The organism is Paenibacillus sp. DMB20, from assembly GCF_000987955.1.
GTDB lineage: Bacteria > Bacillota > Bacilli > Paenibacillales > Paenibacillaceae > Paenibacillus_AQ.
On the sequence record NZ_LAZU01000017.1, the window covers coordinates 51679 to 69251 of the forward strand.

At 48.1% G+C, this 17573-nt stretch carries 13 protein-coding genes and 1 other annotated feature; of the genes, 11 read left to right on the forward strand and 2 right to left on the reverse strand.

Features of this window, described 5'->3' with window-relative positions; all coding sequences use genetic code 11:
* Nucleotides 1–2: 2 nt before the first annotated feature.
* From rbsB to XI25_RS05840, 11 genes are all read left to right on the forward strand, one after another.
* On the forward strand, nt 3–920 hold the full coding sequence (gene rbsB, locus XI25_RS05790) for a ribose ABC transporter substrate-binding protein RbsB (RefSeq protein WP_046677775.1): 918 nt from the start codon (nt 3–5) through the stop codon (nt 918–920).
* A gap of 259 nt (nt 921–1179) precedes the next feature.
* The gene (tyrP, locus tag XI25_RS05795; RefSeq protein ID WP_046677776.1) at nt 1180–2592 is read left to right on the forward strand and encodes a tyrosine-tyramine antiporter; all 1413 of its coding nucleotides are present in this window, start codon (nt 1180–1182) and stop codon (nt 2590–2592) included.
* A gap of 12 nt (nt 2593–2604) precedes the next feature.
* Nucleotides 2605–4473 (forward strand): tyrosine decarboxylase, encoded by a 1869-nt coding sequence (gene tdc, locus XI25_RS05800; protein ID WP_046677777.1) that lies wholly within the window; start codon nt 2605–2607, stop codon nt 4471–4473.
* Between the two features lie 18 nt (nt 4474–4491).
* A complete protein-coding gene (gene nhaC / locus XI25_RS05805) occupies nt 4492–5889 on the forward strand; it encodes a Na+/H+ antiporter NhaC (RefSeq protein ID WP_046677778.1) in 1398 nt (465 codons plus the stop codon).
* A gap of 78 nt (nt 5890–5967) precedes the next feature.
* Nucleotides 5968–6189 (forward strand) — a binding site (T-box leader).
* Nucleotides 6190–6284: 95 nt separating this feature from the next.
* A complete protein-coding gene (gene tyrS, locus XI25_RS05810) occupies nt 6285–7547 on the forward strand; it encodes a tyrosine--tRNA ligase (protein WP_046677850.1) in 1263 nt (420 codons plus the stop codon).
* Between the two features lie 96 nt (nt 7548–7643).
* Nucleotides 7644–8333, forward strand: coding sequence for a protein rep (locus XI25_RS05815; protein ID WP_046677779.1), 690 nt, complete (start codon nt 7644–7646; stop codon nt 8331–8333).
* Between the two features lie 689 nt (nt 8334–9022).
* Nucleotides 9023–10432 carry a tyrosine-tyramine antiporter gene (tyrP, locus tag XI25_RS05820; protein ID WP_046677780.1) on the forward strand — a complete coding sequence of 470 codons (1410 nt, stop codon included), beginning with the start codon at nt 9023–9025 and terminating at the stop codon, nt 10430–10432.
* Nucleotides 10433–10499: 67 nt separating this feature from the next.
* Nucleotides 10500–12365, forward strand: coding sequence for a tyrosine decarboxylase (tdc, locus tag XI25_RS05825; RefSeq protein WP_046677781.1), 1866 nt, complete (start codon nt 10500–10502; stop codon nt 12363–12365).
* 72 nt (nt 12366–12437) lie between these two features.
* The gene (thiD, locus tag XI25_RS05830) at nt 12438–13271 is read left to right on the forward strand and encodes a bifunctional hydroxymethylpyrimidine kinase/phosphomethylpyrimidine kinase (RefSeq protein ID WP_046677782.1); all 834 of its coding nucleotides are present in this window, start codon (nt 12438–12440) and stop codon (nt 13269–13271) included.
* A 72-nt stretch (nt 13272–13343) separates the two neighbouring features.
* On the forward strand, nt 13344–14717 hold the full coding sequence (gene nhaC, locus XI25_RS05835) for a Na+/H+ antiporter NhaC (protein ID WP_046677783.1): 1374 nt from the start codon (nt 13344–13346) through the stop codon (nt 14715–14717).
* 212 nt (nt 14718–14929) lie between these two features.
* Complete coding sequence (locus XI25_RS05840; RefSeq protein WP_046677784.1) at nt 14930–15244, forward strand: YerC/YecD family TrpR-related protein; 315 nt, start codon at nt 14930–14932, stop codon at nt 15242–15244.
* 150 nt (nt 15245–15394) lie between these two features.
* Here XI25_RS05840 and XI25_RS05845 read toward each other — a convergent pair whose 3' ends face one another.
* The gene (locus XI25_RS05845) at nt 15395–16222 is read right to left on the reverse strand and encodes an AraC family transcriptional regulator (protein ID WP_046677785.1); all 828 of its coding nucleotides are present in this window, start codon (nt 16220–16222) and stop codon (nt 15395–15397) included.
* A gap of 115 nt (nt 16223–16337) precedes the next feature.
* The gene (locus XI25_RS05850) at nt 16338–17258 is read right to left on the reverse strand and encodes an aminoglycoside phosphotransferase family protein (RefSeq protein WP_046677786.1); all 921 of its coding nucleotides are present in this window, start codon (nt 17256–17258) and stop codon (nt 16338–16340) included.
* Between the last annotated feature and the right edge of the window lie 315 nt (nt 17259–17573).

Genomic DNA, 17573 nt, shown 5'->3' on the forward strand with positions numbered 1-17573 from the left:
CGATGAAAAAAACAACCTTGTTCCTTGTGTCACTCATGCTGATCTTCATGACCGGCTGTTCCCTGGAGCCGCCGGAATGGGCCAAGCCCAAAACGGGGGGAGACGTGAAGGATATCAAAATCGGCCTGTCCATCTCTACCCTGAACAACCCGTTCTTCGTATCGCTTAAAGACGGCGTGGTGGCGGAAGCAGCCAAGCTGGGCATGGAAGTTGTCGTGGTGGACGCGCAAAACGACTCCGCCAAGCAGAGCAATGACGTGGATGACCTGATCCAGAAGGGCGTGAACGTGCTTTTGATCAACCCTACGGATTCATCCGCCATCTCGACGGTCGTTCAATCCGCAAACAGCCTGGGCATTCCGGTCATTACGCTGGACCGTTCCGCAGACAAGGGCGACGTGAAAGCACTGGTCGCTTCGGACAACGTAAAGGGTGGACAAATGGCGGCGGAGTATATGGTAAAACAGCTCGGCAAAGGTGCGAAAGTCATCGAGCTGGAGGGCGTACCCGGCGCATCCGCTACCCGCGAACGCGGCAAGGGCTTCCATGATATCGCGGACAAGGAGTTGACCGTGGTTGCGAAGCAGGCAGCCGATTTTGACCGGACGAAAGGCCTGAACGTCATGGAAAACCTGCTGCAGGGCAATCCGGACGTAAAAGCGGTCTTTGCCCACAATGACGAAATGGCGCTGGGCGCGATCGAAGCGATCCAAAGCTCCGGCAAGGACGTCATGGTCATCGGCTTTGACGGCAACGACGATGCGTTGAAGTCCATCAAGGAGGGCAAGCTGACCGCCACCGTGGCACAGCAGCCCGAGCTGATCGGACAGCTGGCGGTTCAGGCCGCCAAGGATGTGCTGCAGGGCAAAACGGTGGAAAAAACCATCCCTGCGCCGCTGAAACTGGTGGTAAAAGAATAAAAGCAGCATTTATAAGACGAAGATTAATGCATCAACGTCTCCAGGTCCGAAATGGACCGGGAGGCGTTTTTTTGTTTTTTGCCGATTGCTTTTCAGAATATTCCACCGATTGAATAAGTTGATTTCTCGCAAGACAATATAAAGTTACCGTGAAGGGAAGCAATTGGGATGGGTTGTGAATTGAAGTGATCATCGTTTAGTAGACGAGGAATGATCTTGTTTATCGAATAGACAACCGAAGGAAGGAAGAAACTCATTTATGGCCAATCGGAAAAAGTTAACTTTGTTTGGGTTGATCGGGATTACCATGGCTTTCTTTGGCACCGTTCGTAGTGTTCCGACGCTTTCCATAACGGGGTGGACACAGATTTTTTATATGTTGGTGGCGGCGATTTTGTTTGCTCTTCCGATCGCCCTGATGTCAGCGGAGCTATCGACGGGATTTGCCGAGGAAGGCGGCCCGCAGGTATGGGTGAAGAACGGGATGGACGAGAAATGGGGGTTCGTGACTTCCTGGCTGTTGTGGGTTCAGATGTTCTTCGGCATGGTCATGGTAGCATCCACGGTAGGCGTATTGTTCGGCTACGTTGTCAATCGGCCCGAGCTTTCGTCGAACAATATTTTCATTTTTGCGGTCATATTGGTTTCGTACTGGGGAGTAACCTTGTTGAACCTGAAATTCGACATGGTTAAGATCGCCGGCAACTGGGGTGCGATCATCGGCGTTTACATTCCCTTTGTGTTCCTTGTGATTCTTGGGGTGATTTATATGCTGAAGAACGGTATCCAGCAGGGAAGCTATCTGGGGCACTTTAAGGCCAGCGATTTGCTTCCGGACCTTTCGGACCTTGGGAGCCTCGCTTATTTGTCGGGGATTATCTTCATCTTCGCCGGGGTGGAAATATCCTCCGTCCATGCGAATAATATCGAAAACCCGAAACGGAACTATCCGATTGCCGTGATTGCATCGGTCATCCTGCTTGTCATTTTTAACCTTGTTGCGGGCTTGACGGTATCGAATGCCGTCCCGGCAGGGAAGATCGAATTAGCGAACATCACGCAGCCTTATCTGATCTTCTGTCAGGATTTAGGCATTCCGGTCATTTTCGTGAATGTGATCTCCGCCATGATTTTAATCGGCGTGTTGGTCCAGTTGAGCGCGTGGGTGCTGGGGCCAAGCAAGTCCATGATTAAAGTAGCGGACGAGGGGGGCTTGCCGCCATTTTTCCAGAAGAGAACGGCTCGTGACATTCCCATAACATTCGTGATGATTCAGGCGATCGTCATTTCGCTGGTTTCCGTGCTTTATATCGTTGTACCGGACGTGAACAGCGCCTTTCTGATCATTACCATCACGACGACGATTTTGTACTGCATCGTCTACGTCTTGATTGCGATTTCCGCGATTCGGCTGCGGTACAAAAGGCCGGATATGGAAAGGCCGTTCAGATTGGGGGCCAGGGGAAATACATTGATGTGGTTTGTTTCCCTCCTGACCTTGCTGAGTATCGGCATTACTCTGGTCGTCAGTTTGATTCCGCCTTCCGTGCTGGATCCAAGCCAGTACACCGGCTACGTGATTTTTCAAATCGCCGCTACCGTTATTATGGTGGGGGTTGCCTTGATCATCTATAAATTCAAAAAGCCAAGCTGGAAAAAAAACAACCATTAGGAGGTCTGCATCATGAACAATCATATCCCGCAAATTGACCTGAAAGCTCTGTTTCTCGGGGACAAAGGGGAAAACGTTGATCTTTTCAAGGAACTGCTCCTTAAAATGGTGGACGAGCATGTAGGCTGGCGCCAAAACTACCAGCCGGAAGATTTGCCCGTCATTACGCCATTCGATAAAAGCGAGAAGAGCTTTCAGGATACGGCAAACCATATGCGGAATGTTTTCGATGAATTATCCGCCAAACTTCGCTCGCAATCCCTGCCATGGCATACCGCCGGCCGTTTCTGGGGGCACATGAATTCCGAAACGTTGATGCCGGCGATCATTGCGTATTCTGCCGCGATGCTCTGGAACGGAAATAACGTGGCTTATGAGTCCTCCCCCGGAACCTCGCAAATGGAAGAGGAGGTTGGGCACCAGCTTTGCAAACTGATGAGTTACGACGAAGGGACGAGCTGGGGTCATATTTGCGCCGACGGCTCCATTGCCAACTTTGAAGGCCTCTGGTATGCCCGTAACTTGAAATCTTTGCCGCTTGCGATCAAGGAAATCGCCCCTGAACATGTCGAGGGCAAGTCCGAATGGCAGCTTCTCAACATGTCCACCGAGCAGACCCTTGACATCATGGCTAAATTGCCCGAGAAGCTGGATGAAATCAAAGAAAACTCGGCCAGAAGCGGACGTTATCTGTCCAAACTGGGAAAATGGCTCATTCCGCAAACCAAACATTACTCCTGGCTTAAGGCCGGCGATATTCTGGGGATCGGTTTGGATGCCATCGAAGCGATTGACGTGGATAGCACGTACCATATGAACATTGAAAAGCTGGAAGCCCGAATCCGTGAACTGGCGAGCCAAAATATTCCGATTCTCGGTGTTGTAGGCGTGGTGGGGAGCACGGAGGAAGGACAGGTTGACCATATCCATAAAATCGTTGCCTTGAGAGAAAAATTATTCGAAGAAGAGGGCATCTATTTTTATATCCACGTAGATGCTGCTTACGGTGGCTATGCCCGTGCGATTTTTCTTGATGAGAACGACCATTTCATGGATTACGACAAAATCAACGAAGTCTACAAAAGAAATCAGGTGTTCATGGACCGGAAGCTGAAGGACGAATGGCTTACCGAAGAGATTTATAATGACTTCAAAGCGATGAGCCAAGTTGAATCCATCACGATCGACCCGCACAAAATGGGCTATATCCCTTACTCTGCCGGCGCCATTGTTATCAGGGACATTCGGATGCGCGACGCCATCTCCTACTTTGCAACTTACGTATTCGAGAAGGGGGCGGACATTCCCGCATTGCTTGGAGCTTATATCATGGAAGGCTCGAAAGCGGGCGCAACCGCAGCAGCCGTATGGACTGCCCACAAGGTACTGCCCTTGAATATCACAGGTTACGGCAAGCTGATGGGGGCCAGCATCGAAGGAGCGTACCGCTTCTATAATTTCCTGAAGAACAAGAAGTTCAACGTGAACGGCAAGGTCATTACCGCCTATCCGCTGACCAAACCGGATTTCAATATGGTCGATTATGTCTTTAACGTTGAAGGAAACACGGACCTGGAGAAAATGAACAAGCTGAACCATGACTTTTTCGACCAGTCATCTTATGTGAAAGGCGATCTCTACGACAACGAATTCTTTACCTCGCACACCGACTTTGCGGTTCCGGACTATGGCAACAGCCCGCTGGAATATGTAAAAAGCCTCGGGTTCACGACAGAAGAATGGGAACGCGTCAAAAAAGTGACCATTTTGCGTGCTTGTGCCTTGTCCCCGTACGCGCATGATCCGGAAGTCTTCGAGTACTATGAAAAGAAGCTTGAGGAAGCCATGCGTGAAAACCTTGAGAAGGCCCTGAATGGGTAACCTTAAGGAGTTCGGCATATGAAAAAGGAAGAGGTATCGCTTAATGAAAGCGTGTTTCTCTTAGTGATCTTGCTGGCGATTATCGGGACATGCATTATTTTGCTCAGCATGGATCCGCAGATCCCGATTTTAATCTCGATTGGGATCATGATCATCTTTGCCAAGGTCAAAGGATTTTCCTGGGACGCGATTCACAAAGGTTTGCAAAACGGCATAACTCCCGGCTTGATACCGATTCTGATTTTTATGCTGATCGGAGCGTTGGTGAGCGTATGGATCGCAGCCGGAACCATCCCCACCATCATGGTTTACGGCTTCGGGATTTTGTCGGCTAAATTTTTTCTGCCTTCCGTATTCCTTATATGCGCTCTTGTAGGGGTTACGGTCGGCAGTTCCTTTACAACCATATCAACCGTGGGAATCGCCTTATTCGGCATGGGTCAAATTATGGGTTACGATCCCGCCATCACCACGGGGGCCATCATATCCGGGGCATTCCTGGGGAACAATATCTCCCCCCTCTCGGATACGACCAATCTGGCCTCCGCCATTGCCGAGGTCGATTTATTCGCGCATATCCGCTATATGCTCCGGGTCGTTATTCCAGCCGCTTTGATTTCGCTTGTGTTTTTTGCCGTGGCCGGGCGTTCCGGCGTCTTGTCTACCGGAGCCAAGATTAGCGAGCTGGTGGATACGCTCAATGCGTCTTTCGTCATTTCCGTTATGACGCTGATTCCGGTTCTTGTTCTTTTTCTAAGCGCCTGGCGAAAAGTTCCGGCCATACCGACCTTATTGTTGTGCATTGCCGTTACGATCATCGTCCTTTTCATTTATCATCCTGGAACCGGCTTTCTTGAATTATCCAGGTTGATGCAGGACGGTTACGTGGCAACCACCGGTGTTGAGAGCGTCGACAAGCTGCTCTCCCGCGGCGGCATTCAAAGCATGATGTGGTCCGTATCCCTGATTCTGCTGGCACTGGCGATGGGCGGCCTGCTCGTGGAGTTGAAAATCATCGGTACGATCATCTCCAGTGTCTCGGGCTTCGTAAGCACCAAGGGAAAACTCATACTGACGACGGCTCTAAGCTCCGTAGGCATTAACCTGCTTCTGGGTGAGCAGTATTTGTCCATTATTCTACCGGGGGAAGCATTCAAGCGCCAGTATGACAAAATTGATCTTCCCCGCAAAGAAATGTCGAGGATTGCGGCGAATGCAGGCGCTGCCGTCAATGCCCTGATTCCCTGGGGGGTAAGCGGCGTATTTATCGCCGGGACCTTGGGGATTTCGACGCTCGCGTATTTTCCGTACGCCATCTTCTGCATCACGGCTCCGGTTCTTAACGTCCTGTACGGTTTCGTGAATCCCGGCAAGACGAATGTTCTTCCAAGACCGCGGAAGCGGTCGCCAAGCTAGACAAAAAAGTTTTATCGAATTAAAAAAAGTGTTGACAAACCCTAAATGCAGGACTAAGATGACATTAATCTAATATTGGATGGCACGATGAAAGAGCGAAGTAGCAATTTTGTCCCTGTTTTCAGAAAGCCGGGGGTTGATGCGACCCGGTACAAACACAATTGCGAATTACACTCTGGAGGATCTTAGGTAATGCTAAGCGGATTGGCAATCGATATCATTGCCGAGAGTGGTATTAACGGTGACTGCAGCGCCGTTAATGCAATTTGGGTGGTAACACGGTTAATAATCGTCCCTATAGTCTACAATAGACTAGGTGACGATTTTTTTTATTTTTCGGATTCTTAATTCAACATCAATATAAATAAAAAACACCAAGGGAGCTGACCACAATGATGAATATCATTGACGAACTGGAATGGCGCGGAGCCATTAACCAACAGACGGATGCAGAGGGATTGCGCAAACTGACAAGCGAGAAATCGATATCGCTATACTGCGGGGTTGACCCGACCGGAGACAGTATGCACATCGGCCACTTGATTCCGTTCATGATGCTGAAACGTTTCCAGATGGCAGGCCACCGTCCTGTTATTCTGATTGGCGGAGCTACAGGCACGATCGGCGACCCAAGCGGACGAACGTCGGAACGCACATTGCAGACGATGGATCAGGTTCAGAAGAACGTTGACGCGCTTACGGCTCAAATGAAAAAGCTGTTCCTCAACGAGGGCGATACCGGATTGCGCATGGTAAACAACTTTGACTGGACCCATAACCTGACCATTTTGGATTTCCTCCGCGACTACGGGAAAAACTTCAGCGTCAACACGATGCTGGCCAAGGATATCGTTGCAAGCCGTCTCGACTCGGGAATATCGTTCACCGAATTCTCGTACCAGATCCTGCAATCCATGGACTTCCACCATTTGTTCAAAGAAATGGATGTGCAGCTTCAGATCGGCGGCGCGGATCAATGGGGCAATATTACAAGCGGACTTGATCTCATCCGTAAGAAAGAAGGTCCGGAAGCCAAAGCATTCGGTCTCACCATTCCATTGATGCTTAAAGCGGACGGCACGAAATTCGGCAAAACGGCCGGCGGGGCAATCTGGCTTGACCCGAACAAAACGACGCCATTCGAATTCTACCAGTTCTGGGCCAACACAGATGATCGTGATGTCATCAGATACCTGAAATTTTTCACCTTCCTTACTAAAGAAGAAATCGGCGAGTTGGAAAAGAAGGTGGAGACGGAGCCTCACAAACGCGAAGCACAGCTGAAACTGGCCGAAGAAATGACCAAGTTCGTACACAGCGAGGAAGCCTTGATCAAGGCTCAGAGAATTACGGCAGCTTTGTTCAGCGGAGATATCAAATCGCTGACCGCCGATGAAATCGAACAGGGCTTCAAAGATATGCCGACATTCAATGCCTCGACCGAACCGAAAAACATCGTTGATTGGTTGGTGGATCTGGGCATTGAACCTTCCAAGCGTCAAGCGAGGGAGGATATCACAAGCGGCGCCATTTCCATCAATGGGGATAAAGTTACCGATCTGGATATGCTGATTACAGCCGACGACTCTTTCGAAGGAAGATTCATTATTGTACGCAAAGGCAAAAAGAATTACAGCTTGGTCAAATTAGGAGAATAGCCGCTTAGCGCGAGTTCAAAAGCCGGGGGTTTCCCGGCTTTTTGTACAACCTCTATCAGTTATTCTCGACCTCATCCCTCGTGGAGGCGAAATAAAGTGTCTGAACCGTGGAGAAGAGCGCTTCAATACGCTTTTGCCAATCACCGAATCATTTCGGTCATCAACCGCGCTCAGCAAGTGAACTGGTTGCGATTGGATCTGGTTCTTGAACGAATTCCAAACGTTCAGATCAACGCCGAATTGGATAAAATGCTGGCGGCATTCAATCGTTTGTTGAAATACAAAAGCGTAAAGCAAGTAACGCTGGGCTATTTTCGAATGCTTGAGGTGAGGCAGCATGGCGATTTGTCAGAAGCAAGGATTCACGTGCTGCTGCCCACGCTTAAAAGCTATTTTCAAGGAAGATATTATCTGAAGCATGATACATGGCTGTCACTTTGGCGCAAAGCGATGAATCGCGAGTTTGACAATCGGGTGCTTGTCGAAGTAGGGGGCATCAGCGATAAAAGCGACCGTGATCTGATTATCAATAAAATGAAACGGTGCTTGCAGCAATTGCAACAGGATCGTGAACCTGTAAAAGCCGGTGGATCGCCTGCCGGACGAAGATGGATCGGCTATGGTAAGTTATTGAAACAGTATATGAATCTCCCAAAATCCACAGCCGCTGGGGATTTAAGCTTTTACGATACGGATGATGCCATAGCCAACAGCGCATTTGAAATCATGCTTGAGTGGTATCCGGGGATACGCCACGACGCAATCCGGACCGCAAGTTCATCGTGAATTCTATGATAATTATCACTTTTTAGGCCTGATATTTTGCATTTTTTAAACCGGTTTTCTTGTCATGAATCATGACTGGAATCCGGTTTTTTTTGTCAATTAAACCTGAAGCATCCTTTGAATGAGGGTTATTTTGGAAATCAAAAAGCTTCATGAATTCCGGGATTTGGAAAATACGATGCCGCTCGGAAGGCTCTGCTCGGATGATCCGCAGGACATGCCGTGATTAAGTATTCATTTTATGCATGAAAGAAACTACCCATCTCCTCTTCCTTCTTTCACAAGTTAAAGTGGAATCACAAAAAACATTATCACCTATGGCGAAATCCTCAAAACCCCAAAATAAACCATGCATATTTATGAATAAATATACAATTATACGGCAGATAAATGCTTTTATCACAAAAAGCATAAAACGATTTAAGGATTAAACAATAGTGTGGTAAAAGCGTTAATGCCTTTATTAATTAGATTTTTCGAATTTGGAAAAAACCCTTGTGTGACAAGGTTTTGAAGGTCATTGACATAACAAAAAAAACAGGCGTATACTGACCGTGCAAGTTAATCGATTAACAAAGAACTTAATTTCCTAAGACTCCCAAGGTGGTGAACTTGAAGGTTAGTCAGCAAAGATTTGTTGAGTATTTATGCATGAACCACAATTAGAGATAGAAAGAAGGATAGAATTTATGGCCAATTCAAAAAAGCTGACCTTGTTTGGCTTGATTGGTATCACGATGGCGTTCTTCGGTACCGTACGGAGCGTTCCGACGCTGGCTGCGACGGGCTGGACACAGATCTTTTACATGCTGGTGGCGGCGATTCTGTTTGCCCTGCCGATTGCGCTGATGTCCGCCGAGATGTCAACAGGATTTGCTGAGGAAGGCGGCCCGCAGGTATGGGTCAAAAAAGCGTTAGGCGAGAAGTGGGGATTCGTTACCTCCTGGCTGTTATGGGTTCAGATGTTCTTCGGGATGGTAATGGTTGCATCAACGGTGGGCGTACTCTTAGGTTACGTTATTAATAAACCGGATCTTTCATCGAATAACGTGTTTATCTTTGCAGTTATCCTGATTTCGTATTGGGGCGTAACCTTGCTGAACCTGAAATTCGACATGGTTAAGATCGCGGGTAACTGGGGCGCTATTATCGGCGTATATATTCCATTTGTTATTCTCGTGGTTCTTGGCGTGATTTACATGTTCAAGAACGGCATCCAGCCGGGAAGCTATCTGGATAACTTCAAGGCAAGCGACCTGCTTCCTAACCTATCTGACTTGGGAAGCCTGGCATATTTGTCCGGCATCATCTTCATCTTCGCCGGTGTGGAGATTTCTTCCGTTCACGCCAACAACATTGAAAATCCAAAACGGAATTATCCGATCGCGGTTATTGCATCTGTAATCCTGCTTGTTATTTTCAACCTTGTGGCCGGCTTGACGGTATCCAACGGCGTGCCGGCAGGCAAGATGGAACTGGCGAATATCACTCAGCCGTATTTGATCTTCTGTGAGAATTTGGGCATTCCGTCCTTTTTCGTCAATGTGATCTCGGCGATGATCCTGATCGGGGTTCTGGTTCAGCTGAGCGCATGGGTTCTCGGACCAAGCAAATCGATGATTAAGGTAGCGGACGAGGGCAACTTGCCTCCTTTCTTCCAAAAGAGAACGTCCAAGAATATTCCGATTACGTTCGTTATGATTCAAGCGATTGTCATCTCGATTGTTTCCGTACTGTACATCGTTGTACCGGATGTTAACAGTGCATTTCTGATTATTACGATTACGACCACGATTCTGTATTGTATCGTTTACGCATTGATTGCGATTTCGGCCATTCGCCTGCGTTACAAGATGCCTGAAATCGAAAGACCGTTCAGACTGGGAAGCAAAGGAAACGGTATGATGTGGTTTGTTTCCATCCTGTCCTTGCTCAGCGTAGCCATCACCCTGGTTGTCAGCTTGATTCCGCCATCCGTGCTGGAGCCAAGCCAATATACCGGCTACATCATCTATCAAGTTGCGGCAACCGTGGTCATGGTGGGCATTGCCCTGATCATTCATAAAAAGAAGAAGCCTAGCTGGAAGAAAAGTGACTAATTTCACATTGTTTTGTTAACAAATCATTCAAATCATACACAATATCGATCTACAGGAGGACTAAAACATGAGTTATCAAATTCCAGAAATCGACCTGAAAGCTTTGTTCCTTGGACATAAAGGGGAGAACGTGGATCTCTTCAAAGAAGTGCTGCTTAAAATGGTGGACGAGCACGTGGGCTGGCGCCAAAATTACCAAACGCAGGACATGCCAGTCATCACTCCTTTCGATAAAAGCAAGCAAAGCTTCCAAGATACATCGAACCACATGCGCAGCGTTTTCAATGAACTATCCTGCAAGCTGCGTTCGCAATCGATGCCATGGCATACGGCAGGCCGCTTCTGGGGCCACATGAACTCCGAGACGTTGATGCCGGCCATTATCGCATACTCTGCCGCCATGCTTTGGAACGGCAATAACGTGGCTTATGAATCTTCTCCGGGTACATCGCAAATGGAAGAGGAAGTTGGACATCAGTTGTGCAAAATGATGAGCTACAAAGCCGGCGAAAGCTGGGGCCATATCTGTGCCGACGGTTCGATCGCGAACTTTGAAGGACTTTGGTACGCCCGCAACATGAAATCCCTGCCGCTTGCAATTAAAGAAGTTGCTCCCGAGTATGTTCAAGGAAAATCCGAATGGGAACTCCTTAACATGTCTACGGAAGAAGTGCTGGACATCATGGACAAGCTTCCGGAAAAATTGGATGAAATTAAAGCAAAATCCGCTCGCGGCGGCTATCATCTTACGAAATTGGGCAAATGGCTCATTCCGCAAACCAAACACTATTCCTGGTTGAAGGCGGGGGACATCCTCGGTGTAGGTCTGGATGCCGTTGAAGCCGTTGACGTAGACAGCAATTACCACATGGATATCGAAAAGCTGGAAGCCAGAATCCGCGAGCTTGCTGCTCAGAATATCCCTGTACTCGGGGTAGTGGGTGTAGTCGGAAGTACGGAAGAAGGTCAAATCGACCATATCCACAAAATCGTAGCGCTGCGCGAGAAATTGAAAAAAGAGGGCATTTACTTCTACATTCACGTCGATGCCGCTTACGGCGGTTATGCCCGTTCCATCTTCCTGGATGAAAACGATCAGTTCATTGATTATGGCAAAATTGACGAAGTGTTCGCAAGAAATCATGTGTTCACGGATATGAAGCTGAAGGACCAATGGCTTACCGAAGACGTATACCATGCCTTCAAAGCCATGAGCCAGGTGGAATCGATCACGATTGACCCGCACAAAATGGGCTACATCCCTTACGCTGCAGGCGCCATCGTCATCAGAGACATCAGAATGCGCGACGCGATCTCTTATTTTGCAACCTACGTATTCGAGAAAGGCGCGGACATTCCGGCACTGCTCGGCGCTTACATCATGGAAGGTTCCAAAGCAGGCGCTACCGCAGCTGCCGTGTGGACCGCTCACAAGGTATTGCCGCTGAACGTCACAGGTTACGGCAAGCTGATGGGAGCCAGCATCGAGGGCGCATTCCGTTTCTACAACTTCTTGAAGGACAAGAAGTTCAACGTGAACGGCAAAACCATTACGGCTTATCCATTGACCAAACCGGATTTCAACATGGTCGACTATGTCTTCAATGAAGAAGGAAACACGGATCTTGAGGTAATGAACAAGCTGAACCATGACTTCTTCGACTATTCTTCCTATGTGAAGGGCGATCTGTACGGCAACAAATTCTTTACGTCCCACACCGACTTCGCTATTCCGGACTATGGCAACAGCCCGCTGGAATACGTGCAAAGCCTTGGATTTACCAAAGCAGAATGGGATCGCGTCGAAAAAGTAACGATCTTGCGCGCTTGTGCCTTGTCCCCGTACGCACATGATCCAGAAGTTTTCGAGTATTATGCAGCCGAGCTTGAGCAGGCGATCCTCGAAAACCTTACTAGCGCAATGAACGAATAACAATCTCATAATACGGAGTGCGTAACAATCTTGTCTGTTGCGCATTCCTATTATTCACAAGGAGAACCGAAAATGGCAGACACAACGATTAAAAAGGTTTTAACGGTTGCGGGTTCGGATTCGAGCGGAGGCGCCGGTCTGCAAGCGGACCTCAAGACTTTTCAAGAGTACGGAACATTCGGTTTCACTGCAATTACTTCCATTGTCACCATGGATCCCGACCATGGTTGGAATCATGCCGTTTATCCGGTAAATGCCGAGCAGGTTAGACAGCAGCTGAAAACGGTTCTTTCCGGCAGTCCCCTGGATGCCATGAAGACCGGTATGCTGGGATCCATTGAAATCATAGAAATTTTGACCGAAACCATCGATCAATACCATCTTCAAAATGTTGTTATCGATCCGGTGATGGTGTGCAAAGGGGAAAGCGAAGTCCTTCAGCCTGAAAATGGAATAGCCATTCGCGAGCTTCTTTTGCCCCGGTCAACCATAGTAACGCCCAATTTATTCGAGGCAGGGCAATTGGCAGGAATGCGAAACATCAGTACTGTTCAGGAAATGAAAGAAGCCGCCCGGATCATCTATGAGCTTGGCGTAAAACACGTGGTCATCAAAGGCGGGAAGTCCGTTGAAGGTGATCGGGCCGTCGATCTCTTATTCGATGGTTTGGAGTTTACCCTCTTCGAAGAAGCCAAACTGGAGACGAGTCATAACCATGGAGCCGGTTGTACATTTGCCGCTGCGATCGCTGCCGGACTTGCCAAAGGATTGACTGTTAGAGACGCCGTTGCAAAAGCGAAGATGTTTACGACTGAGGGGATTAAGAATGGCTTTGCCTTCAATCCTTTTGTGGGTCCCGTATGGCACGGCGCCTACAATAAAGCTGAACAACGCATGAACTCGTAACAGCCATGTATTAACTTCTCTCTATTTTATATAGGAATGACGCTATGTCATTGCAGATAAGGAGTTCAGCTTATGAAAAAAGAAGAGGTATCGCTTAAAGAAAGTTTGTTTCTTCTAGTGGTGTTGCTGGCGATTATTGGGGTGTGCATCATTGTTTTGGGCATGGACCCTCAAATCCCCATTCTCATTTCCCTTGGCGTTATCATCATCTTTGCCAAAATCAAGGGATTTTCCTGGGATCGTATTCACAAAGGCCTTCAAAACGGCATTACCCCCGGATTAATACCGATCTTGATTTTTATGCTTATCGGAGCCCTGGTCAGCGTATGGATCGCTGCAGGAACCATTCCGACGATCATGGTCTATGGATTCGGCATATTGTCCGCAAAATTCTTTTTGCCTTCCGTATTTATCATTTGCGCTCTCGTTGGGGTCACGGTAGGCAGTTCCTTCACAACGATATCTACGGTAGGCATTGCTTTTTTCGGCATGGGACAGATCATGGGATACGATCCGGCGATTACCACGGGCGCCATCATCTCCGGTGCATTTTTGGGCAACAATATTTCTCCGTTGTCGGATACGACCAATTTGGCTTCAGCCATTGCCGAGGTTGATTTATTTGCACACATTCGCTACATTTTGCGAGTCGTGATTCCAGCCGCTTTCATTTCGCTTTTGTTCTTTATTGTAGCGGGGCGTTCCAACGTCTTGTCGACAGGAGAAGAGATCCAAGAGCTGGTGAATACATTGAATTCTTCTTTCGTCATCTCTGTCGTGACGCTCATTCCGGTACTCATTCTTTTCCTGTGTGCGTGGCGAAAAGTTCCCGCTATACCAACCTTATTGTTATGTATTGCTTGTACGATCATCGTTCTTTTTATCTATCATCCTCAAACCAGCTTCCTCGATATATCCAAGCTGATGCAAGACGGGTACGTGTCCGGCACCGGCGTGGAAAGCGTGGACAAGCTGCTCTCTCGCGGCGGCATCCAAAGCATGATGTGGTCCGTATCTCTGATTCTGCTTGCACTGGCGCTGGGCGGACTGCTCGTGGAATTGAAAATTATCAGCACGTTAATATCTCGAATTTCCGATTTTGTCAGCACCAAGGGTAAACTCATATTGATGACAGCCGTTAGTTCCATGGGGATTAATCTTCTTCTCGGGGAACAATATTTGTCCATTATTTTACCGGGAGAAGCGTTTAAGCCTCAATTTGATTCGATTCATCTTCCTCGCAAAGAAATGTCGAGGATCGTCGCCAATGCGGGTGCGGCCTTTAACGCCCTTATTCCTTGGGGTGTCAGCGGCGTATTTATTACCGGAACTTTAGGGGTTTCGACGCTCGAATACTTTCCGTTTGCCATCTTTTGCATTGCTGCTCCGGCCCTTAACATCATTTACGGATTCATGAGGTCGAACAAGGCGTCCCAAGTTAGCTGAACATTCACGTCCGGCGCAGAAAAGTCGTTAACTCCAGCTGCCTTTTTGGGCCGGACAAATGTAGTGTTTTCAATCAGGAATGAATGACTGGTAAAGAAAAATGTTATACTACACTAAGTCACTATATTGTGTCACTATACTATGTCACAGCGAGCTAGGAATAATGCATTTATAATCCACACAGACGCAGCACCATTGGAGGAGGCTATCATATGCTGATTAAGGAATTGGAAGGAAAAGCGCTGGATGAGTTTTTTCAGGGGATTTTAACATTGGAAACACTTGAGGAATGTTATGCTTTTTTTGACGATCTGTGCACGGTTAACGAAATCAAAACGTTGATGCAGCGTTTTCAAGTAGCAAAAATGTTATATAACCACAAAACATATTGCGAAATCGAGGAGGAAGCCAACGCCAGTTCGGCTACCATCTCGCGCGTGAAACGCTCGTTAAATCATGGGAATAATAGCTATGATGTCATTTTTAAACGTATGAAAGAACAAGCGGCCGATCCCAAGCCCGATTAAAATTTATATACCAGACAGATAAGCTACGATCTATTTCAATGCGAATGCACTCCTCTTTCGAGCAACCCAAATCTCGGATTTTGTTGGGTTACTGGAATGGGCAAGTGCATTTTTTTGTCACCTGTATCCAACCAAATTATAGAAATGAAATCAAAATGTTGATCTCATGTATTCTCCCCTTCGCAGCTCGGAAGGCGTCCGTCCCTTCAAAGACTTATACACCCGGTTGAAGGTCCGGATGCTCGTAAATCCGCACTCCAACGCAATATCGGTAATGCTGGCTTCGGTAGATTCCAGTTTGATTTCCGCAAGCGAGATTCTGACGGTATTCAGGTAGGTTTTGAAGCTGATTCCGAGCGTGGACTTGAACGTCCGGCTGAAGTGATGAGGGTCCATGCCGAAATGCCGGGAGATCGATTCCAGGGTCATTTCCGTGCAGTAGTTCTCCTCTATATATGAAAGGATTTTTTGCATCCGGGCCAGCTGCTCGTGCGGCGGTTTGGTTTTCGGATGTGTCGGAAGGTCGCTTTGCAGAGTGCCGCACAGCTGAAGGATCAATCCTTTGACAACCATGGCCGAGCCGGGTTTGGATGCCTTTCTTTCCTCCAGAATTGACGTCATCAGGCCGCGCAAACGCTTTGTTTTTGAACTGTCCGTCAGGTAAGGGGAAGCGAACTGGAATTCGCCGGGCCATAGGCGCGCGGACCCGAGCAGTTCCGGCTTGAAAATAAGCAGGATTCCCTTCGAATCCTCTCCGCCATGCTCGAAGTAATGGATATCGTTGCTTCCGCACACGACAAAACCCCCTTCAGAAACCCGGCGTTTCTCCTCGTTTACGCCAACGATCAGGGATCCGGACTCCACATAAATCAGCTCGACCTCCGGATGGCAGTGGGCATGGAAGGTTAAATTGCAAATCGTGGATATCGTCATCGGCAAATCGCTGTCAAACTGCCAATTCTGATAAAAAAACCTCATGCCCGCATCCCCTCCGATTTTTAGTGTTTATGCATCATGTTTTAGGTTTCAAAAACGACCTCTTTCCGGCAATTTCATGCTAGATAGGATGAATCCGTTTGTCCAGCGAACGGTTTCATGACAGCAATGCCTTTAACTTATCCTTAATGAAGTCATAACTCGGTTTGGCTTCCTGTTTGGCATAAAAGCGAAGCGCGTCGATGGCCTTCATCAGCATGTAACATCGCAGGCGTTCGTCAAAATGAGGAATCTCGATTTCTTTCTCGTCGCACAGATTCTGCAGGGTTTTGGGGAACCCCAGTAACGGATTCCAGAAATGCAGGCCAACGACATCGAACATAAAATCACCGTACATGGCGATTTCCCAGTCCACGATTCCCGTAACCTTAATCCCATCGGACAGCATGTTGCCCAAATGAAAATCGCCGTGCACGAGGAACGGCCGGTCCGGAACATACGGCAGAAGCTCCATCATCGCCGAATATCCCTCTTCAAACAGCGACTTTTCCAGAAAGCTTTCGCTATACAGCCGGGTCCAGTCTTGATAGAAGCCGTCCGAATCTTCCTTGAAAAAAGCCTCTATCGTTTCAACCCATGAGGCGTCCTTGGCTGTACCCTCAGGCGAAATCCAGCCATATCCGGTCGACCGGTCGATATCAAGCCGGCCCATCAGCACAAGGTTCATGGCGACGTCCTTCAATATGGCTGTCTGCTGCGATGGCGGAAAGGCGCTTACGGGCTTTCCGACTGCTTTATCGCTGATCGAATAGAAAATACCGTCCATTTCTCCGACCTTCGAAACTTTTGGAATAGGCAGGCGGGAGCCGTACTTACGGTACATGTAGCTCGCTTTCTCAAGCGAATCCTTCGTTCCTTTAAAATGAGCCACATAGGGCCGGCCATTCCATTCAAAGCTGAATACCCGGCTGAGCTCCCCCATTTCGATAGGGGACAGGGCTGTGACGGGACTGCCGAGGATATTCGCCAATTTTTCGGCTGCCTCATGAACGTCCATGTTTAACTTAAATGATTTCATATGACCATCTCCATTCAAAAAAAGTGGATGAACCCGGTCAAAAGAACGCAAAAAATCCGCAATGAACCTTCAGGATTCATCACGGATTCGTGCCGTTACAAGCCGAGTTGGCCAAATGACTCCGCCTTCGCCCAGCAATGTTCCAATCGCGTTATGATGATCGAGTTCCCTTAGGGATCATGCTTGAAACCGCCCATGACAAAAACAACTCCGAAAGATCAGGCGTTTTCCACATTTCAAGCATGAAACGTTATTCAATTCGTTTTATTGAATAACAGTCAAGAACACGGTCATCATCATCATGATTGGAACACC